This is a genomic window from Stenotrophomonas sp. CASM101, assembly GCF_049384845.1.
GTDB classification, from domain to species: domain Bacteria; phylum Pseudomonadota; class Gammaproteobacteria; order Xanthomonadales; family Xanthomonadaceae; genus Stenotrophomonas; species Stenotrophomonas hibiscicola.
The window spans coordinates 347,508-372,898 of record NZ_JBMRFR010000003.1 but is presented as its reverse complement, the minus strand read 5'-3'; the positions used below and the strand labels follow the sequence as shown (position 1 = coordinate 372,898).

Below are 25,391 nucleotides of genomic sequence, written 5' to 3'. Positions count from 1 at the left end.
AGCATGGCCCCCTTTCCTGCGATTGCCCCCACCACCATGCCGTTCCTGGAACTGACCCTGCGCTGCACCGAAGCCACCCAGCCCCGCTATGAAAATGCGCTGGAGGACGTGGGTGCACTGGCCGTGACCCTGCTCGATGCCGAGGCCGATACCAGCAACGAACAGGCCATTCTCGAACCAGGCGTGGGCGAGACCCCGCTGTGGGACACCCTGGTGCTGAGCGCGCTGTTCCCCGCCGACAGCAACGCGCTGTTGCTGCTGGCCGCACTGGAATCCTTCGATCCAGAACTGGACTGGAGCAGCGGCAGCTTCCGCGCGGTCGAGGATGAAGACTGGGAACGCGCCTGGCTGGACCAGTTCCAGCCGATGGATTTCGGCAGCCGTACCTGGATCGTGCCGTGGAATCACGAACTGCCCGACGCCGCACAGGCCGCCGACGCCGCCGTGGTACGGCTGGACCCGGGCCTGGCGTTCGGTTCGGGTACCCACCCGACCACCGCACTGTGCCTGCGCTGGCTGGACCAGTTGGCCGTGGATGGCCTGCTGCAGGGCCAGCGCGTGCTCGACTTCGGTTGCGGCTCGGGCATCCTTGCACTGGCCGCGCTGAAGCTGGGCGCCGCTGAAGCCATCGGCGTGGACAACGATCCGCAGGCGCTGGTCGCCACCGCCGACAATGCCGAGCGCAACGGCGAACAGGCCCGCATGCACGTGTACCTGCCGCAGGACGAGCCGGCCGCGACCTATCCGATCGTGGTCGCCAACATCCTCGCCTCGGCGCTGGATGCGCTGGCCGAACTGCTGGCCGCACGCGTCGCCGCCGGCGGCCGCATCGCCCTGTCCGGCATCCTGCATGGCCAGGAAGGCGAACTGCTGCAGCGCTACGCGGCCTGGTTCGATGATCTGCAGGCCACCCAGGACGGCGACTGGATGCGCATCACTGGCGTGCGCCGCGCCTGATCGTGGTTGAATGACCGCTGGATCCGAGCCCGCGCCCTGAGCATGTCCGAGCCGAACCCACCCCGCCGCCCCCTGGCCACCTTCCTGCGCAAGACCCCGGAAGGTGAGGTTGCGCCTGCGTCCGATCCGCGCATGCAGGATCAAACCGGGCAGACAACGCCTGTGGAGCAGGTGCAGGCCGAGCCCAGCAATCTGGCGCAACCACCGGCCACACAAATGCGACACGACGATGACGCTGTCATCGTTGCTGAAGCTGCAGCCATCGAACCGGCGCTGGCCGCGGTGCAGGCAACGGCGGTCACCAGCGATGCCCCCAGCTTCCTCGGCAGCGCACGCCAGCGCACGCTGCCAGCCCCCCGCTGGCACTGGCTGCTGGTCGCCGGGCTGGCGTTGTTGCTGGTCCTGCAGAGTGTGCTGGCCGACCGTGCGCGGCTGGCCGCCGACGCCGGCAACCGCGTATGGCTGGGTGCACTGTGTGGCGTGCTGCGCTGCAGCCTGCCCGCCTGGCACGAGCCCGCTGCGTTCACCATGACCAGCCGCGAGATCCGCCCCTTGCCAGGCCAGGCCGGCGTGCTGCAGGTGCAGGCCAGCATCCGCAATGATGCGCGCTGGGCACAGGCGTGGCCGGACCTGCGGCTGTCATTGTCCGATGCCGATGGCCGGGTGATCGGCAGCGGCGTGTTCACGCCCGCGCAATACCTGGGTGAGAACCCCGGCGCAGCCCTGCTGGAACCGGGCCAGAGCGCGCGCGTCGCGTTCCGGGTACAGGAGCCCGCTGCGTCCACCGTCGCATTCACCTTCGACTTTCTCTGACCGGGGGCAGGCGACCAGCCGTGGCAGGCTGGGCACGCTCGCGCTAGACTGGCCGCCACCACCTCGTCCGGCCGCGCGCTCCGCGCGCACGGGCCAACCGAATCGGGAACCCCCTTGAACGCTGTCCTTTCTCGTCCTGACAACAGTCGTGGCGCTCCCCGGCCACCGCTGCGTGAACACGTCGCCCAGTCCGTGCGCCGCTACCTGCGTGACCTTGATGGCTGCGATGCGGACGATGTCTACGAGATCGTGCTGCGCGAGATGGAGATCCCGCTGTTCGTGGAAGTGCTCAACCACTGCGAAGGCAACCAGAGCCGCGCCGCGGCGATGCTGGGCATCCACCGTGCCACCCTGCGCAAGAAGCTGAAGGAATACGGCATCAGCGCGTAAGCGCGCGCGTGGGTGGCGCCAGCCGCTGGCGGGCAACCCAATGATGCACGATGGCACGATGTTGCAGTTGCCGGCCAGCGGCCGGCACTACCGGTAGATCCACGCCATGCGTGGATGGAAGCCGGCAGAATCAACCGCCGCCGCCCGCCTTCCAGTAATACCGCACCACGTGGAAGAACACCGGCGCGGCGAAGCACACCGAATCCAGCCGGTCGAGCATGCCACCATGGCCCTCGATCATGTGGCCCCAGTCCTTGATGCCACGATCACGCTTGATCGCCGACATCACCAGGCCGCCCCAGAACCCCATCAGGTTGATCAGCAGCGACAGGCCGAACGCCTGCAGCGGCGTGAACGGGGTGATCCACCACAGCGCTGCGCCCAGCGCGCTGGCACTCAGCACGCCACCGACGAAGCCCTCCACCGTCTTCGATGGCGACAGCTTCGGCGCAATCAGATGCTTGCCCAGCAGCTTGCCCCAGATGTACTGCAGCACGTCCGAGGACTGCACCACGATCACCAGGAAAGCGAACAGCAATACGTTGCGCGCCGGATCGTAGCCCGGCACGTGCAGGTTCAGCAGCAGCGGCACGTGCGAGATGCAGAACACGCAGATCATCAGGCCCCACTGCACCTTCGCGGTCCGCTCCAGGTAGTGCGTGGTATCACCGCCGATGGTCGACAGGATCGGCAGGAACAGGAACGCATAGACCGGAATCAGCAGCGTGTACATGCCGTACCAGTCGATCCACACCAGGTAGTACTGCCACGGCAGGACGATGTAGAACGCGGCCAGCAGCGCGTAGTAGTCGCCCGAGCGGGTCGGCGCCAGCGTGATGAACTCGCGCAACGCGAACAGCGAGATGATCGCGAACAGCACGATCACCCCGGCACGTCCGAAGAACAGCGCCAGCCCGACCACGATCGCCATCACCCACCAGGCGCGGATGCGTGACACCAGGTTGGCGATGACTGCACTGGGCTGGCCGCGCTGGCGCCAGCGCAGGGTCTCGGCCACCAGCGTGGCCAGCACCAGCACCGCCCCCACACCGGCAAACAGCAGGCCGGTCTGCTGGCCGACACTCTGCGTTGCCAGATCGCCAGATACATCCAGCACGAAACTCATGCACGACCTCCATTCGGGGCCAGGTCCAGCAGCGCCTGTCGGCTGCGGGCCAGGAAGGCGGCCTTGTCCTCGTCAGCCTGCAGCCGCAGCGGCGTACCGAAGGTGGCCGTGCACAGCAGCGGCAGCGGCAGGAACCGGCCCTTGGGCATCACCCGCTTCAGGTTGTCGATCCACACCGGCACGAACTCCAGTTCCGGTCGTTGCCGTGCCAGGTGGTAGATGCCGCTCTTGAACGGCAGCAGCGGCTCATCGCCCACATTGCGCGTGCCTTCCGGAAACAGGATCAGCGAGCAGTCTTCGTCCACGGCCTCGCGCAGTACCTGCAGCGGATCCTGCTGACGATGCCCGGCCTCGCGCTCGACCAGCACACCGTTGAACACCGCATCGATCAGGTAGCGGCGCAGGCCGTCGCGCTGCCAGTACTCGGCAGCAGCCACCGGGCGCACCTGGCGCCGCAACCCCGGTGGCATCGACGACCAGATCAGCACGAAATCACCATGGCTGGCGTGGTTGCCGTAGTACACGCGGCGCTCGCTGGACGGCGCACAGCCGATCCACAGGGCGCGTGCCCCGGTCACTACATGGATCGCGCCACTGCAGGCGCGTGCAATCAGTTCGGCGAACATCGGCCCCTCCGGTTCACGTCTGCGGCCACAACACGGCAATTAGCAGCAGTGCAAACTGCACGGCCGTCAGCAGGTACTGGCGCAGCAGCAGGCGGCGCATGCCGGCCCAACGCGCATCCCAGCCGCGCAGTTGTGCAGCGGGCGAGGCACGGCGCAGGCCACTGTCGTGCAGCAGCTGATCGGTGCGGCGCGCGGCGGCTTCGTCGTGCAGGCCCTCATCGCGCAGCAGCTGCAGCAGGTCGGCATCCAGCCCCACACGCCACGCGTGGTAGGCCTGTGCGATGCCCGCGGCAACACTGAGCAGCAACAGCCCGGCAGCGATCATCGCCAGCCCCGTCTCGATGCCGAGCAGCAGCAACGCCACCAGCAACAGGCCCAGCGACAGGCATGCCGGCCAACGCCCCTGCCGCAGCAGCAGCTGCATGGTCGCCAGATCGGGAACGGTGCTCATGCGCGCGCTCCTGCTGCAGCGGTGATGGCATGCAGATGCGCCGCGCCCAGCACGATGCCGGGGCGTGCCACACGCACGATCGCGACCGCAGCGTCAGCATCGGCCGCACGACCGCTGCGCAGCAGCCAGGTGGCCACGCTGGCCGCACTGCGCGAATAGCCCAGCGCACAGCACACCAGCAACGGTCCGTGCGCATGGAGCCGCTCGATGGCCTCGACTGCCTCGCGCAGCTGCTCGGGCGTGGGCACTACCAGGTCCAGCATCGGCACACTGGCGTACGCCGCGCCTGGCGCGCGGCAGGACAGCTCGGCACAGGCATCCACCACGCCCGACAGTGGCGGCGGCAACGCGCCGTCGGGAATGCGCCCCAGCCACACGCCGTCCATCACCGGCACCGGCTGCGGCACACGCCGCGTCCATAGCCGCGAATTGATCCAGGCTGCACCCAGGTACGGCGCCAGCAGCCAGCGCGCGGCCACGGTCAGGCGACCATCGGCGCGTTTCTGGAACACCGCCGTACCCAGCCCCGCATAGGCCAGCGCCACCAGCAGCAGCGACACCACCGGCCACAGCAGCCAAAGCGCCGTGCCCCCCAGCACCACCACCGGCACCAGCAGCCCCCCCGCGCCCAGCAGATAGAACGAGGCCAGACGCCAGCGCTTTGGATCACGCGCCGTGCGCCAGGCCCGCAGTGGCGGCGTGCCCTGCTCGGGCCACAGCCAGACGCACAGCCAGCCGGCCAGCAGGCCGGTCGGGATATCGATGAAATGATGCTGGAACGTGGTCAGCACCGAGACGCCGATCAGCAGCGCCCACACATGCAGCACCCAACGCCACACGCCGTGCAGATACTGCGCGAACTTCACCCACAGCACGATCAGCAGCACGATGTGCAGCGACGGCGCCTGGTTGAACGGCTTGTCGAAACCCAGCAGCACATCGAACAGCCAACCGAACACGCCGCCGATCTCCGGCCGCTCGAAGCTGAAGCGCAGTGGCCACAGCAGGAAACAGGTCACCGCGATCAGCTGTGCACTGAGCAGCCGCAGCGCGTGCCGGTCCAGTTCGAGGCGCTGACGGCACAGGAAGAACGAGACCGCATAGAACAGGTCGATCGACCAGTACGGCACGATCGTCCACGGCACGAACGGGATGCGCGTCTCCCAGGCGAACGCCATCACCGGCAGCGTAGCGTGGCGGCCGGCCATCCAGTTGGCGAAGCCGTAGCTGACAAAGAAGAACGGACCCAGCAGCGCCAGCCACAGCAGCGCGCGCCGCCAAGGGCGCCCTTCCACGGCCAACGGGATTGCAGCCAGCATCGCCATCACGCGGTCCGGCGCGCCAGCGACACGGTGAAGATGCCGAAGTCGTCGATACGCTGCGTCACCTTCTCGAACCCGGCCAGGCGCACCAGCTCATCCATCTCCTGCTGGGTGCGGCGACGCATCACCCATGCTGCACCACCACGGTGGCTGGTCAACGCGCGGGCGATGAACTCCAACTGCGGGTGCCAGGGCTGGCCGGTGTAGGCCAGATAGCCGCCCACTGGCACTGCCGCAGCGATGCCCTGCAGCGATCGCAGCACCGCATCGTTGTCGGGGAACAGCTCGTACAGGCCGGACACCACCGCCAGCGTCGGCGCCGGGTCCACCGTGGCCAGCTGTGCCGGGTCGAACGCATCGCCCTGCTCGAAGCGCGCAATGTCGGCCGCACCGAGGCGCTCAATCAACGCCTGGCCCTGGGTCACGTTCAAGTCGCTGAAATCACGCAACACGATGCGGTCGGCGCGCTGTTCGCCCTGGCCCAGCGCTTCCAGCACATAGCGGCCATGGCCGGCGGCCACGTCCAGCACGCGCACCGGCGTGCCCTGCCCGCGCAGGCGCTGGGCAGCATCGCGCAGCAGTTCCTGCAGGTGCTGGCCACGGATGCGGATGCCGCGCCAGCCGATTGCGTCCAGGTAATTGCGGTCGACCATGCGGCCCAGCGGGCCCTTGCCGCGCGCTTCGTTGCGATAGATGTAGTCGAGCGTGCTGCCGGAATCGAAACCGGTCTGCAGGCCCAGCGCAATGCCTTCGGACAGCGTGCCACCGAAGCGCAGGCCGCCGCGCACCACGCGCCAGCGCAGGTCGGCCAGGCTGTTGCGTTCGGGTGGCCACGCCAGGATCTCTGATTCCTCGAAGGTCGGTCCATGACGGTGCGCGTCACGCCGCGGCAGTTCGCGCAGCGGCTCGGCAAAACGCGTCTGGATGAAGCTGCGGATGCGCGCCAGTGCTGGTGCCCGATCGCGCTCGCCCAGCGTGTCGTGGAAGAAGCCCGGCAGATGCACCCGCTCCTTGATCGGGCTGGACAGGCGTTCATAGAAGCGATCCTGCGGGCCACGGTGCACCACGAAGTCCGAACCGGACACCAGCAGCTGCACCGGCACGCTGATGGCCTGCGCATCGGCGACGATGCGGTCAGCCGCTTCGTACAGGCCCAGCAGCACGCGCACCGAGATCGGCCGGGTGATCAGCGGATCGGTACGGTAGCTTTCCACCCGCGCCGGATCATGGGTCAGCCACTGCGGCTTGACATAGCTGTTGACGAAGAAGTTGCCGCGCAGCTTCTGCATCAAGGCCAGGCCCGGGCGCGCGAACGGCACGTACAGCTTCACCTTGAACGCCGGCGAAGCCATCACCAGCGCACGCAGGCGCGGCGCGTAATCGTGCACCCAGGTCGCGGCGACCACCGCGCCCACGCTCTGCGCGATCACCACGATATTTTCCACCGCGATGCCGTGCTCGGCACCGATGTGGGCAATGAAGCTATCGAGGTCGCGCACCAGCGCCGGGAAGCCCGGTGCATCGCCACGTGCGCCCGGCGAACGGCCATTGCCGCGCGCATCCCAGGCGAAGAAGGCGGTGTCGGGCAGGTCCAGCTCATCGACCAGGTGGGTGACCCGGCCGGAGTGCTCGTGGCCGCGGTGCAGCAGCACGATGGCCTTGGTGGCCGGGGTTGCGGTGGTGCCCGCCCAGTACCGGTAGAACAGCGGTACCTGGTCGAAGCTGTGGAATTCCCGTTCCTGCGCCTGACGCATGCAATCTCCTGATTGTCTTTTTGTATCTGCTTGATTAATTCGGCGAAACCGCCGCTTCCCGCAGTCCGCGACGGACGCGGTTGATCATCGTCAGCACGCACAACACTGCCATGGCTGCAGCCACGCCGCTGGCCGTCAGTGCACCGCCCCAGCCGAAGGCCAGCAGCAAGCCCAGCGCACCGATCACGAAGGCGCGGTCGCTCTTGCCCATCGGGCCGTCATAGCGGCGGCTGGCACCGACCATCAGCCCCAGCACGCCGGCGTACTCGCTCAGCGCCGCCGTCCAGGCCAGCAGCCACAGCGCCTCCGGGCGCACGCCGGGTACGCTGAGCAGGCTCAGGTACAGCGCCGCATCGGCGATCACATCGCACAATTCGTTCAGATAGGCGCCCAGCCGCGATTGCTGGCCGAATTCGCGCGCCAGCATGCCGTCCACCGCGTTGAGCGCCATGCGCAGCAGCATCCACAACGGCAGCAGCAGGTACAGCAGAGGCTGGGCAGGCGCGCAGCACCACACGGCCGCGGCCACCAGCAGCGAGACCACGGCAGCGGCCACGGTCACCGTATTGGCAGTGATCCCCATGCGGAACAGACCGCGTACGGCCGGACGCAACAGGTCCTGGAAACGTCCTTTCAATGCGTAGATCGACATGATCCGTACCCGCTGATCCTTGGCAGTGCGGGGCACAGCCTACCCCATCGTTGGCAGATTCCAACAACCCTGCTCCGGTCCGCAGCCCAGCCCCCGGATCGGGCCGGATCGATGTGCCCGACCCGCCTTTACGTCAACTGCCACGGCAAATCTGCCCCTGCGGCGCCCGCCACCGGCCCCCACCGCCTACAATATCGGCCCCGCTCCGCTGCCGATTCCGTCCCATGACTGCTGATCTGTTGCCCGTCCGCCGGGCCCTCCTCTCCGTTTCCGACAAGACCGGTCTGGTCGAGCTGGCCACTGCGCTGGCGGCACGCGGCGTGGAGCTGCTGTCCACCGGCGGCACCGCCAAGGCGATCCGCGAGGCGGGCCTGGCCGTGAAGGACGTGGCCGAGGTCACCGGTTTCCCGGAAATGATGGACGGCCGGGTCAAGACCCTGCACCCGATGGTGCACGGCGGCCTGCTGGGTCGCTCCGGCCTGGATGACGCGGTGATGGCCGAGCACGGCATCGGCGCCATCGACCTGCTGGTGCTGAACCTGTACCCGTTCGAATCGGTCACCGCCAAGGCCGACTGCACCCTGGCCGACGCGGTCGAGAACATCGACATCGGCGGCCCGGCCATGCTGCGTTCGGCGGCCAAGAACTTCGCCCGCGTGGCAGTGGCCACCGACCCGTCGCAGTACCCCGAGCTGCTGGCCTCGCTGGAGGCCAACAACGGCCAGCTGACGGCTGCCACCCGCTTCGCGTTCTCGGTGGCCGCGTTCAACCGCGTCGCCCAGTACGATGCGGCGATCAGCAACTACCTGTCGGCGGTCACCGCCACCGACGCCGCCGTGCCGGTGCGTGCCGAGTACCCGGCACAGATGAACTCGACCTTCGTGAAGGTGATGGACCTGCGCTACGGCGAGAACCCGCACCAGAGCGGCGCGTTCTACCGCGACCTGTACCCGGTGCCGGGCACGCTGGCCACGTTCCAGCAGCTGCAGGGCAAGGAACTGAGCTACAACAACCTGGCCGATGCTGACGCGGCGTGGGAATGCGTGCGCCAGTTCGATGCGCCGGCCTGCGTCATCGTCAAGCACGCCAACCCGTGCGGCGTGGCCGTCGGCGCCGGCAACGGCGATGCCTACGAGCTGGCCTACGCCACCGACCCGACCAGCGCCTTCGGCGGCATCATCGCCTTCAACACGCCGCTGGACGCCGCCACCGCCAAGGTGATCCTGGACCGCCAGTTCGTGGAAGTGCTGATTGCCCCGGACTACGAGCCGGCCGCGCTGGAGTACGCGCAGAAGAAGGCCAACGTACGCGTGCTGCGCATCCCGCATGGCGACGGCCTGAACAACTTCGACAGCAAGCGCGTCGGCTCGGGCCTGCTGCTGCAGTCGTCGGACAACCGCGGCATGACCCGCGACGAGCTGAAGGTGGTCAGCAAGCTGGCGCCGACCGACGAGCAGTTCAGCGACCTGCTGTTTGCCTGGAAGGTGGCCAAGTTCGTCAAGTCCAACGCGATCGTCTATTCCAAGGACAACCGCACCATCGGTGTCGGCGCCGGCCAGATGAGCCGCGTGTACTCGGCCCGCATCGCCGGCATCAAGGCCGCCGACGCGAACCTGGTGGTCGAGGGTTCGGTGATGGCCTCCGATGCGTTCTTCCCGTTCCGCGACGGCATCGATGCCGCCGCTGCCGCCGGCATCAAGGCGGTCATCCAGCCGGGCGGTTCGATGCGCGATTCCGAAGTGATCGCCGCTGCCGACGAACATGGCCTGGCCATGGTGTTCACCGGCGTGCGCCACTTCCGCCACTGATCCGCATCACCAAGCCGGGCCCTGCCCGGCTTTTCTTTTCCGTATCCGAGAACCCTGTCCCATGAAGATCCTCGTCATCGGCTCCGGCGGCCGCGAACACGCCCTGGCATGGAAGCTGGCCCAGTCCTCCCGTGTCACCGACGTGATCGTGGCGCCCGGCAACGCCGGTACCGCCAGCGAAGACAAGTGCTGCAACGTGGCGGTGAAGGTGACCGACATCGACGGCCTGCTGGCGCTGGCCCAGGCTGAAGGCGTGGCGTTGACCGTGGTCGGCCCGGAAGTACCGCTGGTGGCCGGCGTGGTCGACCGCTTCCGCGCCGCCGGCCTGCGCATCTTCGGGCCGACCGCAGCCGCCGCGCAGCTGGAAGGCAGCAAGGCCTACGCCAAGGACTTCCTGGCCCGCCACAACATCCCCACTGCGTTCTACGCCGTGCACACCGACGTGGACGCCGCGCTGGCCTACATCCGCGAGAAGGGCGCCCCCATCGTGGTCAAGGCCGATGGCCTGGCCGCCGGCAAGGGTGTGATCGTTGCGATGACCCAGGCCGAAGCCGAGGACGCCGTGCGTGACATGCTCTCGGGCAACGCCTTCGGCGATGCCGGCGCGCGCGTGGTCATCGAGGAGTTCCTCGACGGCGAGGAAGCCAGCTTCATTTCGATGGTCGATGGCGTGCATGCGCTGCCGATGGCCACCTCGCAGGACCACAAGCGCGTCGGCGACGGCGACACCGGCCCGAACACGGGCGGCATGGGCGCGTACTCGCCGGCGCCGGTGGTCACCCCGGAAGTACACGCCCGCGTGATGCGTGAGGTGGTGAATCCCACCGTGCAGGGCATGATCGCCGACGGCATCCCGTTCACCGGCTTCCTCTACGCCGGCCTGATGATCGATGCCAGCGGCGCACCGAAGGTGATCGAATTCAACGTGCGCTTCGGCGATCCGGAAACCCAGCCGGTGATGCTGCGCCTGCAGTCGGATCTGGTGGACCTGGTGGAAGCGGCGATTGATGGCCGCCTGGACCAGATCGAGGCACAGTGGGATGCGCGCCCGTCGCTGGGCGTGGTGCTGGCGGCGAAGCCCTACCCGGAAGCGCCGATCACCGGTGACGTGATTTCCGGCCTGGACGACGTGCCGGCCGCTGCCAAGGTGTTCCATGCCGGTACCGCATTGGATGCGCAGGGCCAGGTGGTCAGCGCCGGCGGCCGCGTGCTGTGCGTGGCCGCACTGGGCGACAGCGTGCGCGACGCGCAGGCCAATGCCTATGCCGGCGTAGCCAAGGTGAGCTGGGCCAACGAATTCCACCGCAACGACATTGGTTGGCGCGCGATCGCACGCGAAGAGTGACGACCGCGCCGCAGCCACGCATGGCGTGGCTCTACTGACATTGGGTAGATCCACGCCATGCATGGATGAGAACGCCACCGAAAAGAAAAGGCCCGGCAGTGCCGGGCCTTTTCATTGCTTCAACGCCTCCCCGCCTTACGCGGTGAACAGCGCCTTCATCTTCTTCAGGGCATTCGCCTCGACCTGGCGGATGCGTTCGGCCGACACGCCGTACTCGTCTGCCAGTTCCTGCAGCGTCACCTTGCTGTCGGCATCCAGCCAACGGCGGCGGATGATGTCACGCGAACGCGCATCCAATTCGGCCAGGCCTTCGCGCAGCAGCTGCATCTGGTTGTCTTCGCTGTCCTCGCGCTCGTAGGCCATCGACGGGTCTTCGTCATCGGCAACCAGGAACGCAGCCGGCGACGGCGGGGCGTGTTCGTTGTCCTCGTCGGACGGCGCATCGAAACCGATATCGCGGCCGGACAGGCGCGACTCCATTTCCATGACCTCGCGCTCGGACACGTTCAGGTCCTTGGCCACCGCGCTCACTTCCGCCGCGTTCATCCAGCCCAGGCGCGTCTTCGACCTGCGCAGGTTGAAGAACAGCTTGCGCTGCGCCTTGGTGGTGGCGACCTTCACGATGCGCCAGTTCTTCAGGATGAACTCGTGCATTTCGGCACGGATCCAGTGCACGGCGAAGGAGACCAGGCGCACGCCCATGTCCGGGTCGAAGCGCTTGACCGCCTTCATCAGGCCGATGTTGCCTTCCTGGATCAGGTCGCCCAGGGCGAGGCCGTAGCCGTTGTAGCCGCGGGCCACGTGCACCACGAAGCGCAGGTGCGAATGCACCAGCTCGCGGGCGGCGTCCAGATCATTGCCGTCGCGGAAGCGACGGGCCAGGTCCTGTTCGTCATCGACCGACAGCACCGGGATCTGGTGCACGGCACCGATGTAGGCGTCCAGCGAACCGAGCGCACTGGGAATCGGGAGATTGTTTGCCACAAGGGCAGTAGAGGTGTTCTGGCTCATAGGCACCCATCTTAGCAGTCCGGGATTTGGACTGCTAAAGGAGGAAAAAGTTCCAGCATCCTATTGATGCAACACTGGTCCCAAACAGAGCCCTACCGTAGCGCGATTTGATGACAGTGGCGAGCGCGCTTTTCGGGATTCACAATCCCTTGGAATTCAAGCAATTACCTGCCGGGAACCGGCCGATTCCGGTCAAGCGGAGCTGAACGGGCCGTTCTGGAGGCCCATTCAGGCCAGGGAACGTTGTCCGGCGTTCAGGCCCGGCCGCCAGCCGGCGCTCAAAGCACCGAGCGCGGCGGCAGCGACCAGTCGATCGGGGCCTGGCCGCGACGCTGCAGATACTCGTTGGCCATCGAGAAATGGCGGCAGCCGAGGAAGCCACGATGGGCCGACAGCGGCGACGGATGCGGGGCCTTCAGAACGCGATGGCGACGGGTATCAATGACCTTGCCCTTCTGCTGCGCATAGGCGCCCCACAGCATGAACACCAGGCCTTCGCGTTCGCGGTTGAGCACGTCCACCACGTGATCGGTGAAGCCTTCCCAGCCACGGCCCTGGTGCGCGCCGGCCTTGCCCTCCTCCACCGTCAGCACGGCATTGAGCAGCAGCACGCCCCGTTGCGCCCACGGGATCAGGCAGCCGTGGTCCGGGCGCGGGATACCGAGATCGCTCTCGATCTCCTTGTAGATGTTCAGCAGCGACGGCGGCACCGGCACGCCGGGCGGTACCGAGAAACTCAGGCCGTGGGCCTGGCCGCGCCCGTGGTACGGGTCCTGGCCGAGGATCACCACCTTCACCTGCTCGAACGGCGTGGCGTCAAACGCTGCGAAGATCTGCGGCCCGGGCGGGAACACCGCCGCACCGCTGGCCTTGCGCTGGCGCAGGAAGGCCGACAGCTCGCGCATCTGCGGCTGCAACAAGTACTCACCGACGTGCTGCTTCCAGCTCGGTTCCAGCTGGATCGTCGGGGTGTCGGTTACTTCATCGATCATCGCAACAAAGGTCCATCATTCAATCGAGCCAGGCGCAGCTGGAACAGCACCTTGGTGACCAGCAGCCGCTCTTCGATCGGCTTGAGCACCAGGTCGTTGGCACCGGACTGCAGCAGCCCGGTCTGGTTGTGGGGGTTGCCGTCGCCGGTCATCACCAGCACGGGCAGGCGGCGCTTGCCGTAGCCGAAGTCCACGCGCACGCGCTGCACCACGTCGCGGCCGCTCAGCTCGCCCTTCAGGGTGACGTCGGTCAGCACCAGGTCGATGCGGTGGCGGCTGCGGCCCAGCGACTCGGCGGTGAGCAGGGTGAAGGCCTCTTCGGCGCTGACCACGTGCAGCACGTTCAACTGCTGCCGCTCGAGCATGCGCTTGGTGGCCTCGGCCACTACGCGGCTGTCCTCGATATAGAGGATGGTGGCGCCGGGGATGGTCTGCGGCTGCACATAGCCACGGATGAAGGTCGCCAGCGCTTCATGGCCCAGGGATTTGTCGAAATAGTCGGTGACGTACTCGGTGAAACGGCGCTGCTCCAGGTGCTGCTGGGCGTCGCCGGAAACCACGATCACCGGCACATAGGCCTGTCCGGCCGCTTCGCGGACCATGCGCGCCAGCGCCAGGCCGTCGCCATCACGCAAGGTCAGCGAGGTCGTCACCAGGTCCACCGGGCCCTGCGCCAGCGCCTGCTGCGCGTCTTCGATGCTGTCGCAGCCAATCACCTCCACGCCCGGCAGGTCGCGCTGCAGGACGTCGGCGATCAGCTTGCGGACCAGCTTCGAGCCATCGACCACCATCACCCGCGTCGCGGGCCCTTCAAGGTGCTTCAGCGCTTGCGGTTGCATGCCGGTCTCAGGTATCGGTCGGGCGGGTCTGGCGGAGGAAGTGGCCGGTCACCAGCCAGGCACCCAGCCAGCCCAGCAGCAGCGTGCCGAGCAGGACCAGGCCACCATGCAGCAGGTCCAGGCCATGCAGCACGAACGGGCTGCCGTAGCTGCGCGAGAGTTCGGCCAGCGGCACGCGCAGCGCGGCACCGGCGGCGCCGATCAGGGCCAGTGCAACCGCGCCTGCGCCCAGGCCATACCACGCACCCAGATACAGGAAGGGGCGGCGGATGAAGCCATCGCTGGCGCCAAGCAGCTGCAGCACGCCGATCTCTTCGCGGCGCGCCTGGATGTCCAGGCGCACCGTGTTGCCGACCACCAGCGCGGCACCCGCGCCGAGCAGCACCGACAGCACCTGCACCAGCCGCGCGCCGAACGCCAGCCAGGCATCCAGGCGCTGGCGCCACAGCGCATCGTGCTGCACCAGGTCGGCCTCGGGCAGGCTTTCCAGCGCGCGCGCCAGGCGTGCGTCGTCCTTGCCCTGGCCGGGGGTGATCACCAGCAGCGAGGGCAGCGGATTGTCGTTGAGCGCATCGATCGCCTCACCGAGGCCGGCATCGCGCAGTTCCTGCAGGCCCTGCTCGGGCGTGCGCACGTTCACTTCGGCCACGTCGTCGCGGTCGCGCAGCTGGCCAGCCAGGCGCAGCGCGCCGGGGCCATCGACGTTGCCCTTGAGGAATACGTTGATGTCGCGTGATTGCTGCACGCTGCCGGCGAACTGCTTGAGGTTGTCCAGCGCGATCGACAGGCCCAGTGGCAGGGCCAACGCCAGCGCCATGACCATCACCGTCAGCAGGGTCGCCCACGGCTTGCGGCAGGCACGGCCCAGGCTGAACACCACGCTGTGCACGTGGTGCTGGAACCAGACGCCCACGCGCGAGGGGGCGGCGGCTTCGCTGTTTTCGTTCTTCGCCATGGTTACTCCGCCAGGTCCTGCGGCGAGATGTCATCCACCAGCCGGCCGTGGTCAAGGATCAGCACGCGCTTGCGCATGCGGCGCAGCAGCGGCAGGTCGTGACTGACCACCAGCACGCTGGTGCCGCGCGCGGGCAGCTCGGCGAACAGGGCCATGATCTCCGCTGCCAGGGTGGGGTCGAGGTTGCCGGTCGGCTCATCGGCCACCAGCAGCTTGGGCTCGCCGACGATCGCGCGGGCGATGCCGACGCGCTGCTGTTCGCCGGCCGACAGCTGCGAGGGCAGCGCCTTCTCGCGATGGCCCAGCCCCATCCGCTCGAGTACCGAGCGCACGCGCTTGTTGATGTCACTACGGCGGGTACCGCGCAGGATCAGCGGCAGTGCAACGTTCTCGGCGATGGAGCGGTCCATCAGCAGGCGGTGGTCCTGGTAGACCGCCCCCACCGCGCGCCGGTGGCGCGGCACGTCGCCGCCGCGCACCTTCAGCAGGTTGCGCTCGTCGAACACCACCGCGCCGCGGCTGGGCCGCTCGTCGAGGTGGATCAACTTGAGCAGCGTACTTTTACCCGCACCGGAATGGCCGGTGACGAACAGCATCTCGCCCGGCGCGACCTCGAAGCTGACATCGGTCAGCGCCTCGTGGCCACCGGCGTACTGTTTGCTGACATTGTCGAAGCGCAGGACACTCATGCCCCGATTATGCAGGACCGGCGCGACGTCGTGGAGACGGTGGGTGCCACCGGCCCCGCCTGGTGGGTGCCGACCGTTGGTCGGCACACCTTTCAAAGCCACCCGACCAACGGTCGGGTGCTACCCGCTGATCGGCAGCGCCGATCAGCTGCCCGACAGCATCCGGCGGATCTTGCGGCCGATGCGGGTCAGGAACGAGTCACCGGTATCGGCGGCGGTACGCACCGGCTTGGCCACCACCTGCACCGGGGTCACCGGGCTGGCGCCGTTGCCGGCGTTGGCCTGTACACCCTCGGTACCTTCGACCGGACGGCCGTGGCGACGACGACGGCGCTTGCGCGGCTTGTGCTCACCGTCCACCGTGGCTGCCGGTGCGCCTTCGGCACGCGGCGGGCGCGGCGGACGCGGGGCCTGGGCGGCGGCGCCTTCGGCACCGGCAACCGCGGCGGCAGCGCCCTGCTCGCCTTCCACGCGCGGCTTGCGCGGGCCACGCGCACGGCGTTCGCCGCTGCGTTCACCGTCGCGACTACCGCGGCCACCACCACTGCCTGAGCGGCCGCCGCTGCGGCCACCGCCCCGACGCTCTTCCTCGGCGGCGCGGGCTTCGCGCGCTTCGCGGAAGATCTGGCCGACGCTTTCGTTGTCCTCGCCTTCCTCGCCTGCCGCCGGCGCCGGGCGTTCCGGGCGCGGCAGCGGGGTCAGCAGTTCCTTGGTGACCGGTTCGGACGGAATCTTCTGCTCGATATAGGCCTCGATGTCCGGCAGGCCCATGGCGTAGCGTTCGCAGGCGAAGCTGATCGCATCACCCTCCTCACCCAGGCGCGCGGTACGGCCGATGCGGTGCACGTAGTCTTCGGCGTCGAACGGCAGGTCGTAGTTGTAGACGTACTTGATGCCGTCGATGTGCAGGCCGCGCGCGGCCACGTCGGTGGCCACCAGGATTTCCAGCTGGCCCTTCTGGAAGCGGTTGAGCAGGCTCTCGCGCTTCTTCTGCGGCACATCGCCGGACAGCACGCCGACACGGTAGCCGGCCTTTTCCAGCGAACGGGCGACGCGTTCGACGAACACCTTGGTGTTGACGAAGACCATGGTGCGCGCGCCTTCGCTGCGCGACAGCAGGCCCAGCAGCAGCGGAATCTTTTCGTCGTCGGCCGGGAAGTAGATGCGCTGGCGCACGCGCGCGGCGGTGATGGTCTCGGCTTCGACCACCAGCTTCTGCGGTTCGTTCATGTGCTCGTAGGCCAGCTCCAGCACGCGATGGCTGAGGGTGGCACTGAACAGCAGGGTCTGGCGGGTGGTGCGCTCGGGCATGCGGCGCAGCAGGAAGCGGATGTCCTTGATGAAGCCCAGGTCGAACATGCGGTCGGCTTCGTCCAGCACGCAGATCTCGCAGGCGTGCAGCGACACCACCTTGTGCTGCTTGACGTAGTCGATCAGGCGGCCCGGGGTGGCGATGATCACGTCCACGCCCTGCTGCAGCAGCTCGCGCTGCTTGTCGTAATCCACGCCGCCGTAGACCAGGGCGAAGCGCAGGCCCAGGTCGGAACCGAACTTCACCGCATCCTTGTGGATCTGGATGGCCAGCTCGCGGGTCGGGGCGAGGATCAGCGCGCGCGGATCTTCCGGCTTGCGATCGGCCAGCGCCGGACGCGTCAGCAGGCGGTTCACGACAGCGACCAGGAAGGCCAGGGTCTTGCCGGTGCCGGTCTGGGCCTGGCCGGCAACATCACCGCCGGGCAGCGCGACCGGCAGGGTCAGCGCCTGGATCGGGGTGCAGCGGGTGAATCCGGCTCCTTCAAGGCCGGCCTGCAGGGCCGGATGCAGCTCGAAGGAGGAGAAGGTCAAATCGGTCAGCGGTTTGTCGCTCATGAGTCCGTCTTGGTATGGCCGCCGGCCCGTGGGGCGGCTGGCACTTCAGCGTCTGGGGGCACCGTCGCAAACTGCGGCCCCTGCGGCGGGTTGGCAGGCTGGGACCACCCGGTCCGCGCGCCGCACAATGCCCCAGTTTACCGCACTCGGGCAGGCAAACCGGAATGCGGCGTCTCATGGCATCCAGAGACGCCACCTTCACCCAGCCACACCGGACTTGAACGGCCTGCCCGGGTTCGCTGGTGTCGCCCACTGCCAGCCCCATGTACAGGAAGACAGTGAAATCCGACACATACCGGCCATCGAAGCGATCACGATACGCTGGGTTCCAACCGGCGCCTGTCCCTGCCCTGCGATAGGGGTACACTGCCGGCCGTGAGCGTCCAGGCATCCCGCCGAACGCACCGCGGCAGTGCGCCGCGAGGCAACGACGAGGGTCGCGCCACCGGGCATGGCCCAGTTCACCCACCTCCGGCATGGCCGGGTGCAATCCAAGACGAGAAACCAAGATGAGCGACAAGGTTGTACATGTCGGCGATGCCGACTTTGATAGCGCAGTGCTGAATTCCAAGGAACCGGTGCTGGTCGATTTCTGGGCCGAGTGGTGTGGCCCGTGCAAGATGATCGCCCCGGCGCTGGACGAACTGGCCGATGCCTACCAGGGCCGCGCCAAGATCGCCAAGGTCAACGTTGACCACAACCGTGCGCTGGCCGCCAAATACCACGTGCGTTCGATTCCGTACCTGGTCGTGTTCAAGGACGGCGAGAAGGTCGGCGAGCAGATCGGTGCGGTGGGCAAGGCCCAGCTGGCCGGCCTGCTGGACAAGGCCCTGGCCTGATCCTGCGGTTCTCCGGCAGCCGCCGAACGCGGCTGCCGGCGGCGCCCCTGCGCCCATGATGAATGCTGTTCCCGGCGACCCTTGCATGGCGCCGCAGGCCGATGATAGTGTCGGCATATCCGGCCGCGTTCGCGTGCCGCACCCTCTGGACGCAGTTTCTTCCAGACCCATTCCCAACGTTCGCCGCCCCAGCCGGGCGCTCGCACCTTCAAGCGAGGAATAACGCTCTTGTCCGATAACACTTCCGAAACCGGCAGCGCCGATGCGCCCGCCGAAAAGCGTGTGCGCAAGCCCCGCGTGAGCAAGGCCGCCGCCCCGGCAGCCGCCGAAACCAGCGCCGCTCCGGCGCAGCCGACGCTGCCGTTGGCCTCCGCGCCCGAAGCTCCCGCGCCGGCGCCTGCCGCAGCACCTGCACCGAGCGCGCCCGCCGCCGAGGCCCCTGCCAGCAGTGGCGGTGGCGAAGGCAGCGAAGGCCGCGAATCCGGCCAGCCGCGCCAGCAGCACAACCATCAGGGGGGCGGCCAGAACCAGGGCCAGAACCCATACAACCAGAATGGCCAGCAGGGCCAGGGGCAGGGCAACCGCCGCGACCGCTTCCGCAACCGCCGCGACCGTGACCGCAACAACCGCTTCCGCGACGAGGGCATGCCCAACGACGGCGGCGAGCAGCAGCCGTTCGTGCCGCGCCCGCACGCCAACGTGCCCGAGGGCTTCCCGGTCTATTCGCTGAGCGACCTCAAGCGCATGCCGGCACAGAAGCTGCTGGAAATCGCCGAGCAGCTGCAGATCTCCGAAGGCGTGGCCCGCGCCCGCAAGCAGGATGTGATCTTCGCCCTGCTGAAGGTGCTGACCCGCCACGGCGATGGCGTTGCCGCCGACGGTGTGCTGGAAATCCTGCCGGATGGCTTTGGCTTCCTGCGCGCGGCTGAAGCCAGCTACCTGGCCGGCCCGGACGACACCTACATCTCGCCCAGCCAGATCCGCCGCTTCAACCTGCGCACCGGCGACCACATCTCCGGCCGCATCCGCTTCCCGAAGGACGGCGAGCGCTACTTCGCGCTGAACATCGTCGACACCATCAACGGCGAGCCGATCGAAGCGTCGAAGAACAAGGTGCTGTTCGAGAACCTGACCGCGCTGTTCCCGCGCCGCCGCTTCACCCTGGAGCGTGGCAACGGTTCGTCGGAAGACATCACCGGCCGCATCCTCGACCTGATGGCGCCGCAGGGCAAGGGCCAGCGCTCGCTCATCGTGTCGCAGCCGAAGGCCGGCAAGACCATGATGATGCAGCAGGTCGCTACTGCCATCACCACCAACCACCCGGACGTGCACCTGATCGTGCTGCTGATCGACGAGCGCCCGGAAGAAGTGACCGAAATGCAGCGCACCGTGCGCGGCGAGGTCATCAGCTCGACCTTCGACGAGCCGGCCGCGCGCCACGTGCAGGTGGCCGAAATGGTCATCGAGCGCGCCAAGCGCCTGGTCGAGCACAAGAAGGACGTGGTGATCCTGCTCGACTCGATCACCCGCCTGGCCCGTGCCTACAACAACGTGGTGCCGAGCTCGGGCAAGGTGCTGACCGGTGGCGTGGACGCCAACGCCCTGCACCGCCCGAAGCGCTTCTTCGGTGCCGCGCGCAACGTGGAAGAAGGCGGCAGCCTGACCATCATCGCCACCGCGCTGGTGGACACCGGTTCGAAGATGGACGAGGTGATCTACGAAGAGTTCAAGGGCACCGGCAACAGCGAAGTGCACCTGAGCCGCCGTATTGCTGAAAAGCGCGTGTTCCCGGCCATCGACATCAACCGTTCGGGCACCCGCCGCGAAGACCTGCTGATCGAGCCGGAACTGCTGCAGAAGATCTGGATCCTGCGCAAGCTGCTGCATCCGATGGACGAAATGGCCGCGATGGAATTCCTGCTGGACAAGATGAAGAACACCAAGTCCAACGACGAGTTCTTCGGTTCGATGAAGCGCTGATCCGGCGTTGCATCGGAAGAAGCCTGCCGCTCGCTGCGGCAGGTTTTTTTTTGCCTGCAGGGCGACCTGTTTCACTTTGCCGCCTCCTACTTTTGGCGATAATTCGCCCTATACCCTGCCCCCCGAGGGCCTGGCCACCGATTCCCGCTGTCGCCCCTTCCGGAGAACCGGTCGGGTCCAGCCTCCTGCCGGATCCGTCGACGCATGCGAACGCTGTCTCCCCGCCTCAACCTGGGCAAGCTGATCCTCGCCCTGGCCCTGCTCAGCGCCATCATTGCCCTGGCCAATACCCTGCTGGCCAGCTACCGGGTGCAGCGCGACCAGCTGGTCGGCAATACCCTGGAAGCCAACCGCGTCTATGCCACCAAGCTGGCCGAGACCACCCAGAACTTCCTGCTGGCCGCGCAGCAGGAGTTGGCGTATGCGGCCACCCGGCTGGGCCAGAGCAATCTCGATCCGGCACAGGCGCAGGACGAAGCCAGCCGCCTGCAGTTGCAGACCAACAGCTTCAATTCCTCGCTGGTGGTCGATGCCGATGGCCTGGTGATCGCCACCTCGCCACAGACCCTGCAGTTGCAGGGCGAGATCCTGCACAGCGTCGGCAACAACGCGGCACTGGCCGCGCGCCAGCCGATGATCAGTGACCCGTACCAGTCGGCCACCGGCAAGCTGCTGGTCTCGCTGTCGCACCCGATCTTCGACCGCCAGGGTCGCTATCGCGGCTACGTCAGCGGCACCCTGTACCTGCGCCAGCGCAGCGCACTGCACACGCTGCTGGGCAAGCACTACTACCGCGACGGCTCCTACCTGTACGTGGTGGACCGCAATGGCCGCCTGCTGTACCACGCCGATGGCAAGCGGGTCGGCGACTATGTGGTCGGCAACCCGGCGGTGAAGGCAGTCGTGCGCGGTGAACGCGGTGCGCAGCAGGTCCGCAACAACCTGGGCGTGTCGATGCTGGCCGGCTATGCGCCGGTACCGGCCACCGGCTGGGGCATCGTCGCCCAGCGGCCGACCGAGGCCACGCTGCAGCCATTGTCGCGGTTGATGACCGCGGTGATCTGGAACGCGATCCCGCTCGGCCTGCTGTCACTGCTGGTCACCTGGTGGTTCGCCCGCCGCATCTCGCTGCCACTGTGGCAGCTCGCACGCAACGTGCAGGGCGGCGAAGACACTGGCAATGCGATCAGCCACGTCAGCGGCATCCGCGCGTGGTACTTCGAGGTCGCCCAACTCAAGCAGGCAGTGCTGCACAGCTTCAATGCCCTGCAGGACCGTATCGGTACGCTCAACCGTGCCAGCCGTACCGACCCGCTGACCGGCCTGCTCAACCGCCGCGGCCTGCAGCAGGCGCTGGACGCGCTGCAGGTGCAGGGCATCCCGTTCGCGATCCTGGCGCTGGACATCGACCGCTTCAAGTCGATCAACGACAGCCATGGCCACGACGTCGGCGACGCCGCCATCGTCCACATCGCCGACCAGATGCGCCGCTATTCGCGCGACAGCGACATCCTCTGCCGCGCCGGCGGCGAGGAATTCCTGCTGCTGCTGCCGGGCATCAGTACCGACTCGGCCCGCCAGGCCGGTGAACGCCTGCGCCAGCACATCGCCGATCACCCATTCGAACCGGTCGGCACCATCACCGTGTCGCTGGGCGTGGCTCACTTCCCCAGCTTCCATGTCGACGCCGAGCAGGCATTGCGGCTGGCCGACAAGGCGCTGTACATGGCCAAGGAACAGGGCCGCAACCGGGTGGTGGTCTACCCGTACGCCGACTGACGCGGAGCCGGGCTGCCCGGCTCCGCAGCGGGTCTCAGCTCTGTTGCAGCGGGGTCAGCAGGCGCAGGCCGCGCTTGGCGCCGTCCACCATGTAGACGCCGCCTTCCGGCAGCAGATCGCTGCCGGCCTGCTCGACCGGGTCAGCCTCGTGCCACGGCACGCTCTGCCGCGGCCCCGGAATGAAGGCGCGCCAGCGGCCATAGCGTTCCGCCTCTGCATTGGGATCATGGTTCAGGGCGAAGTTCACCGGGATGCGAACCGTCCAGCTGTCCCGGGTGCTGTCCTCGCCGGTGGTCGGCGGCTTGAAGGTCCAGGTACGGGCGGTGCTGACGCTGGCTCTGGCCAGGATGTCGCGCATCTTGGCCAGGGTCCGCTCGGACGCGACCACAGCCATGTTCACCTGCTCGGCGGCCACGTCGGCCACTGTTCCGTCGCGCGCCACCTTGACCAGCAGCAGCACCTCACCCTGGCCACCGTTTCGGTAGGCCGCCTCCGGGTAGCGCGGCGGTGTCATGTGCAGCGGGGTCACCGAATCAGTGGCCTTCGGATCGTACTCGCTGAAGTCGACACTGGTCATGCTGATTTCATAACCGCCATCGGCCGCAGCCTTGCCGCGCAGGCGAACGCGCAAAGGGGCCCGCGTGGCCACCGCCTGGCCAGCGCGCAGCGTGGGCTCGAAGCGCCAGCCCCCGATGGTGCCTTCGACGAAGGAGGCGATGCCCGGGGCGACCATGGCTTTCTGGTCCAGCACCAGCGAACTGACAGCGCCCTCCGGCGTGACCTCGATATGACCGGACAGCACCATGCTCATTTCCGCAGTCGCACGTACAGCACGTGCGGTCTGCGCAGTGGCGTCACCTGCAAGCAGGGGGGCGCCGGCACCGACGGCCAGCGCGAGGGCGAGAAACAGTGGAGAACGCATCATTGCCGGATCCTTGGTGATGATCGGCGAGAGTACCTCAGCCCAAGCGCCCAGGACAGCCGGCTCAGGCCAGCCGGTGCGCGCCCGAATAGGGCGGCGTGTCCGGATAGTCACCTCGGCCGAAGCGTTCCTGCAGGCCCTGCCACCAGCCCGGGTCGAACAGGTGCCGGTAGTGCTCGCGCACGGCTGCCAGCTCCGCAGCCGGCAGGCCCATGAACGGACCGAAGCGCTCGGGAAACACATCGCGCGGGCCAACATGGAACCAGGGCTCGTCGGCCATCGCCTCCTCCGGCGTACGCGGCTGCGGCCAGGCGCGGAACACGCAGTCGCTGACCAGGCACAGCTCGTCGTAGTCGTAGAATACGGCCCGCCCATGCCGTGATACGCCGAAATTCTTCGGCAGCATGTCACCGGGGAAGATGTTGTTGCGCGCCATGTCGGTGATCGCCTGCGCATAGTCGAGCACCGCCGCCCGCACCGCCTCCGCGCCCTGCTCGCGCAGGTACAGATTCAAGGGACGAAAACGACGCTGCACATAGCACAGTGCGACTTCGACCTCATCGCCATCGATGCGTACGCTCTGCGCGCACTGCTGCAACAGTTCATCCAGCAGGGCCGGCGCGAAGCGCTCGCGCGGGAAGCGCAGATGACGATACGGCTGCGCATCGAGCAGGCGGCCGACACGATCGAGATTGAACACCAGCGCGTACTTCTCTTCCACCTGCTGCCGCGACATCGCCTTGGGCCACGCGAAACGGTCGCGGATCAGCTTGAACACCAGCGGATAGCTGGGCAGGGTGAACACCGCCATGACCATGCCCGGCGTGCCTTCGGCATGCACCAGCCGCTCCTGCGGGTGCTCGTTGAAGTGGCGGAAGAACGTGCGGTAGCGCTCGGTCTTGCCCTGCTTGGCACGTCCCAGCACCGTGTAGATCTCATCGATGGGCTTGCCCGGCAGCAGGCTGCGCAGGAACACCACGGCATCGCCCACCGTACCCAGATCGGCCTGGAAGTAGCTGCGCGACACGCCAAACAGATGGGCAACATCACGACGCCGGGTCAGCACCGCATCGGCACGCAGGCCGCGCGCGTCGTTGACCAGGGCAATCACGCAGGGTGAGAAGCGGTGCTCGCCGAATACACGTCCAACCAGATAGGCGCGGCGCTCGCGGTAGAACACGGTATCGAGCAGCTCGATGCTGCGCACCGGCGTGTCACCCCAATGGGCGAGGTCGTCCTGCAGGCGCACGGCGATGGCCGCCGCGCAACGCAACTGGTGCGCGTAGGGAATGTCGAAGCGGTAGTCGGCCAGCACGCGTTGCAGGGCCTCCACCGGCCGCGTCGGCGAGACCGCGTAGGTATGCCGCGCGACGGGATGGGTGATCGCATCGGACGGCTCGACGTCGAAAGCGATGAATTCCAGCGCCGGGTCCACGCCGCGGGTGGCGAACAGGCGCCGCGCCAATGTGTTGTAGAACGTCTTGTACAGCTCGGCGTCAATCAGGCCCTGCAGCAGCGCGCTGTACCGCGCGTGCACCTGCAGCCACAGCGCACGCTCGCCGATCGCGTCACCGGCGAGCCGACGCAACGCATCCATCTGCTCGGCGATGCACAGGTCGTACAGGGCGATGCGCTCGACCGCATCCTGCCGCGCACCGGCCCAGTCGCGCTGCTCGAAGCGCTGCCGTGCCCGCGCGGTGATCGCCGCGAAACGGGCATGGTACTGCTCGAAACCGTCGCGGATGGCACCTGCGATACGCGGTGCCAGCTCGGCAGCGATGTCAGGCTTGGACATGCGTAGCTAACCTGGGGAGGACCGGCTTCACCATACGCTGGCGTGTGCGATGCCGTCGAGCGCGAAGGTAGTGCCGGCCGCTGGCCGGCAGCACCTGGACCGACGGTGGATCCATGCGGATGCCGGCCAGCGGCCGGCACTACCGTCCCAGATCGCACTTCTTCGCCACCGGGCGCATGATGTGGTACGCCTTGCCCAGCGAGATCAGGATGTCCTCGATGCCGTCGTTGAGGTTCAGCGACGCGGCGGTCTTCATCTTGGCGCGGATCACTTCGGTGTTGCCAGCGGCCGCCACTTCCATGTCCATGCCGGCACCGGCCTCGCCCAGCAGCATGCCGCTTTCGTAGTCGACCAGCACCACGCCCTGCGCGCCGTCGATACCCATCAGTGCGTTCAACGCGACGACCGACGGATGTCACGGTTTTATCGCGCGGGATCAGATCCCTTTGCAGGGCAAAGGGATCTGACCCCCAAAAG

At 67.5% G+C, this 25,391-nt stretch carries 22 protein-coding genes and 1 pseudogene; 8 read left to right on the top strand and 15 right to left on the bottom strand.

The features are described from left to right. The first annotated feature begins 36 nt into the window (after nt 1-36). From prmA to fis, 3 genes are all read left to right on the top strand, one after another. The gene (gene prmA / locus VG543_RS07970; RefSeq protein ID WP_026347109.1) at nt 37-957 is read left to right on the top strand and encodes a 50S ribosomal protein L11 methyltransferase; all 921 of its coding nucleotides are present in this window, start codon (nt 37-39) and stop codon (nt 955-957) included. 42 nt (nt 958-999) lie between these two features. Then, nucleotides 1,000-1,770 (top strand): DUF3426 domain-containing protein, encoded by a 771-nt coding sequence (locus VG543_RS07965; protein ID WP_019660828.1) that lies wholly within the window; start codon nt 1,000-1,002, stop codon nt 1,768-1,770. A gap of 114 nt (nt 1,771-1,884) precedes the next feature. After that, nucleotides 1,885-2,160 carry a DNA-binding transcriptional regulator Fis gene (gene fis, locus VG543_RS07960; protein ID WP_005419706.1) on the top strand — a complete coding sequence of 92 codons (276 nt, stop codon included), beginning with the start codon at nt 1,885-1,887 and terminating at the stop codon, nt 2,158-2,160. 130 nt (nt 2,161-2,290) lie between these two features. On the opposite strand, the gene VG543_RS07955 is transcribed toward fis, so the two are convergent. Genes VG543_RS07955 through VG543_RS07930 form a run of 6 tightly spaced genes read right to left on the bottom strand, consistent with a single transcriptional unit; the run spans nt 2,291 to nt 8,091 of the window. Then, nucleotides 2,291-3,286: a phosphatidate cytidylyltransferase gene (locus VG543_RS07955; protein WP_021203256.1), complete on the bottom strand. Its 996-nt coding sequence runs from the start codon at nt 3,284-3,286 to the stop codon at nt 2,291-2,293. Continuing rightward, the gene (locus tag VG543_RS07950; protein WP_423178190.1) at nt 3,283-3,912 is read right to left on the bottom strand and encodes a lysophospholipid acyltransferase family protein; all 630 of its coding nucleotides are present in this window, start codon (nt 3,910-3,912) and stop codon (nt 3,283-3,285) included. Before VG543_RS07950 ends, VG543_RS07955 begins: the two co-directional genes overlap by 4 nt. 13 nt (nt 3,913-3,925) lie before the next feature. Continuing rightward, entirely contained in the window at nt 3,926-4,363 is a 438-nt protein-coding gene (locus VG543_RS07945) for a hypothetical protein (RefSeq protein WP_423178191.1), read from the bottom strand. Beyond that, nucleotides 4,360-5,688, bottom strand: coding sequence for a dual specificity protein phosphatase family protein (locus VG543_RS07940; RefSeq protein WP_423178192.1), 1,329 nt, complete (start codon nt 5,686-5,688; stop codon nt 4,360-4,362). The genes VG543_RS07945 and VG543_RS07940 overlap by 4 nt, the downstream gene beginning before the upstream one ends. Beyond that, nucleotides 5,688-7,439 carry a bifunctional alpha/beta hydrolase/class I SAM-dependent methyltransferase gene (locus tag VG543_RS07935; RefSeq protein ID WP_312542371.1) on the bottom strand — a complete coding sequence of 584 codons (1,752 nt, stop codon included), beginning with the start codon at nt 7,437-7,439 and terminating at the stop codon, nt 5,688-5,690. Before VG543_RS07935 ends, VG543_RS07940 begins: the two co-directional genes overlap by 1 nt. 34 nt (nt 7,440-7,473) lie before the next feature. Then, a complete protein-coding gene (locus VG543_RS07930; RefSeq protein ID WP_207049533.1) occupies nt 7,474-8,091 on the bottom strand; it encodes a CDP-alcohol phosphatidyltransferase family protein in 618 nt (205 codons plus the stop codon). Nucleotides 8,092-8,315: 224 nt separating this feature from the next. On the opposite strand from VG543_RS07930, the gene purH reads away from it, so the two are divergent. Both purH and purD read left to right on the top strand, forming a co-directional pair. Beyond that, nucleotides 8,316-9,899 (top strand): bifunctional phosphoribosylaminoimidazolecarboxamide formyltransferase/IMP cyclohydrolase, encoded by a 1,584-nt coding sequence (gene purH, locus VG543_RS07925; RefSeq protein ID WP_423178193.1) that lies wholly within the window; start codon nt 8,316-8,318, stop codon nt 9,897-9,899. 61 nt (nt 9,900-9,960) lie between these two features. Continuing rightward, nucleotides 9,961-11,244, top strand: coding sequence for a phosphoribosylamine--glycine ligase (purD, locus tag VG543_RS07920; protein WP_423178194.1), 1,284 nt, complete (start codon nt 9,961-9,963; stop codon nt 11,242-11,244). A gap of 135 nt (nt 11,245-11,379) precedes the next feature. Here purD and rpoH read toward each other — a convergent pair whose 3' ends face one another. The 6 genes from rpoH to rhlB form a co-directional block, all read right to left on the bottom strand. Continuing rightward, on the bottom strand, nt 11,380-12,255 hold the full coding sequence (rpoH, locus tag VG543_RS07915) for an RNA polymerase sigma factor RpoH (protein WP_423178195.1): 876 nt from the start codon (nt 12,253-12,255) through the stop codon (nt 11,380-11,382). 278 nt (nt 12,256-12,533) lie between these two features. Then, a complete protein-coding gene (ung, locus tag VG543_RS07910) occupies nt 12,534-13,247 on the bottom strand; it encodes a uracil-DNA glycosylase (RefSeq protein WP_423178197.1) in 714 nt (237 codons plus the stop codon). Then, complete coding sequence (locus VG543_RS07905; protein ID WP_019660837.1) at nt 13,244-14,086, bottom strand: response regulator; 843 nt, start codon at nt 14,084-14,086, stop codon at nt 13,244-13,246. Before VG543_RS07905 ends, ung begins: the two co-directional genes overlap by 4 nt. Nucleotides 14,087-14,093: 7 nt before the next feature. After that, entirely contained in the window at nt 14,094-15,041 is a 948-nt protein-coding gene (gene ftsX, locus VG543_RS07900) for a permease-like cell division protein FtsX (protein ID WP_019660838.1), read from the bottom strand. A 2-nt stretch (nt 15,042-15,043) separates the two neighbouring features. Beyond that, nucleotides 15,044-15,730, bottom strand: coding sequence for a cell division ATP-binding protein FtsE (ftsE, locus tag VG543_RS07895; protein WP_032129538.1), 687 nt, complete (start codon nt 15,728-15,730; stop codon nt 15,044-15,046). A 144-nt stretch (nt 15,731-15,874) separates the two neighbouring features. Then, nucleotides 15,875-17,599, bottom strand: coding sequence for an ATP-dependent RNA helicase RhlB (rhlB, locus tag VG543_RS07890; RefSeq protein ID WP_019660839.1), 1,725 nt, complete (start codon nt 17,597-17,599; stop codon nt 15,875-15,877). 509 nt (nt 17,600-18,108) lie between these two features. Between rhlB and trxA the strand changes: the two genes are divergently transcribed. The 3 genes from trxA to VG543_RS07875 all read left to right on the top strand — a co-directional run bounded on the left by trxA (nt 18,109) and on the right by VG543_RS07875 (nt 22,197). Next, entirely contained in the window at nt 18,109-18,438 is a 330-nt protein-coding gene (gene trxA / locus VG543_RS07885) for a thioredoxin (RefSeq protein ID WP_005411275.1), read from the top strand. A 228-nt stretch (nt 18,439-18,666) separates the two neighbouring features. Continuing rightward, nucleotides 18,667-20,418 carry a transcription termination factor Rho gene (rho, locus tag VG543_RS07880; RefSeq protein ID WP_019660840.1) on the top strand — a complete coding sequence of 584 codons (1,752 nt, stop codon included), beginning with the start codon at nt 18,667-18,669 and terminating at the stop codon, nt 20,416-20,418. A gap of 204 nt (nt 20,419-20,622) precedes the next feature. Next, nucleotides 20,623-22,197, top strand: a complete 1,575-nt coding sequence (locus tag VG543_RS07875; RefSeq protein ID WP_134730114.1) for a sensor domain-containing diguanylate cyclase — start codon at nt 20,623-20,625, stop codon at nt 22,195-22,197. 34 nt (nt 22,198-22,231) lie between these two features. On the opposite strand, the gene VG543_RS07870 is transcribed toward VG543_RS07875, so the two are convergent. From VG543_RS07870 to VG543_RS07860, 3 genes and pseudogenes are all read right to left on the bottom strand, one after another. Beyond that, the gene (locus tag VG543_RS07870) at nt 22,232-23,122 is read right to left on the bottom strand and encodes an energy transducer TonB (protein WP_134730138.1); all 891 of its coding nucleotides are present in this window, start codon (nt 23,120-23,122) and stop codon (nt 22,232-22,234) included. Nucleotides 23,123-23,183: 61 nt separating this feature from the next. Next, nucleotides 23,184-24,914: a bifunctional isocitrate dehydrogenase kinase/phosphatase gene (gene aceK / locus VG543_RS07865; RefSeq protein ID WP_423178199.1), complete on the bottom strand. Its 1,731-nt coding sequence runs from the start codon at nt 24,912-24,914 to the stop codon at nt 23,184-23,186. A 157-nt stretch (nt 24,915-25,071) separates the two neighbouring features. Continuing rightward, nucleotides 25,072-25,299 (bottom strand): annotated as a pseudogene (locus VG543_RS07860) (hypothetical protein); the annotation flags it as partial. Nucleotides 25,300-25,391: the final 92 nt, after the last annotated feature.

Bases quoted from the DNA above. Each gene is read 5' to 3' on its own strand.
- prmA (WP_026347109.1), top strand. From the start codon at position 37: ATGCCGTTCCTGGAACTGACCCTGCGCTGCACCGAAGCCACCCAGCCC.
- VG543_RS07965 (WP_019660828.1), top strand. From the start codon at position 1,000: ATGTCCGAGCCGAACCCACCCCGCCGCCCCCTGGCCACCTTCCTGCGC.
- VG543_RS07955 (WP_021203256.1), bottom strand. From the start codon at position 3,286: ATGAGTTTCGTGCTGGATGTATCTGGCGATCTGGCAACGCAGAGTGTC.
- VG543_RS07950 (WP_423178190.1), bottom strand. From the start codon at position 3,912: ATGTTCGCCGAACTGATTGCACGCGCCTGCAGTGGCGCGATCCATGTA.
- VG543_RS07945 (WP_423178191.1), bottom strand. From the start codon at position 4,363: ATGAGCACCGTTCCCGATCTGGCGACCATGCAGCTGCTGCTGCGGCAG.
- VG543_RS07940 (WP_423178192.1), bottom strand. From the start codon at position 5,688: ATGGCGATGCTGGCTGCAATCCCGTTGGCCGTGGAAGGGCGCCCTTGG.
- VG543_RS07935 (WP_312542371.1), bottom strand. From the start codon at position 7,439: ATGCGTCAGGCGCAGGAACGGGAATTCCACAGCTTCGACCAGGTACCG.
- VG543_RS07930 (WP_207049533.1), bottom strand. From the start codon at position 8,091: ATGTCGATCTACGCATTGAAAGGACGTTTCCAGGACCTGTTGCGTCCG.
- purH (WP_423178193.1), top strand. From the start codon at position 8,316: ATGACTGCTGATCTGTTGCCCGTCCGCCGGGCCCTCCTCTCCGTTTCC.
- purD (WP_423178194.1), top strand. From the start codon at position 9,961: ATGAAGATCCTCGTCATCGGCTCCGGCGGCCGCGAACACGCCCTGGCA.
- rpoH (WP_423178195.1), bottom strand. From the start codon at position 12,255: ATGAGCCAGAACACCTCTACTGCCCTTGTGGCAAACAATCTCCCGATT.
- ung (WP_423178197.1), bottom strand. From the start codon at position 13,247: ATGATCGATGAAGTAACCGACACCCCGACGATCCAGCTGGAACCGAGC.
- VG543_RS07905 (WP_019660837.1), bottom strand. From the start codon at position 14,086: ATGCAACCGCAAGCGCTGAAGCACCTTGAAGGGCCCGCGACGCGGGTG.
- ftsX (WP_019660838.1), bottom strand. From the start codon at position 15,041: ATGGCGAAGAACGAAAACAGCGAAGCCGCCGCCCCCTCGCGCGTGGGC.
- ftsE (WP_032129538.1), bottom strand. From the start codon at position 15,730: ATGAGTGTCCTGCGCTTCGACAATGTCAGCAAACAGTACGCCGGTGGC.
- rhlB (WP_019660839.1), bottom strand. From the start codon at position 17,599: ATGAGCGACAAACCGCTGACCGATTTGACCTTCTCCTCCTTCGAGCTG.
- trxA (WP_005411275.1), top strand. From the start codon at position 18,109: ATGAGCGACAAGGTTGTACATGTCGGCGATGCCGACTTTGATAGCGCA.
- VG543_RS07875 (WP_134730114.1), top strand. From the start codon at position 20,623: ATGCGAACGCTGTCTCCCCGCCTCAACCTGGGCAAGCTGATCCTCGCC.
- VG543_RS07870 (WP_134730138.1), bottom strand. From the start codon at position 23,122: ATGATGCGTTCTCCACTGTTTCTCGCCCTCGCGCTGGCCGTCGGTGCC.
- aceK (WP_423178199.1), bottom strand. From the start codon at position 24,914: ATGTCCAAGCCTGACATCGCTGCCGAGCTGGCACCGCGTATCGCAGGT.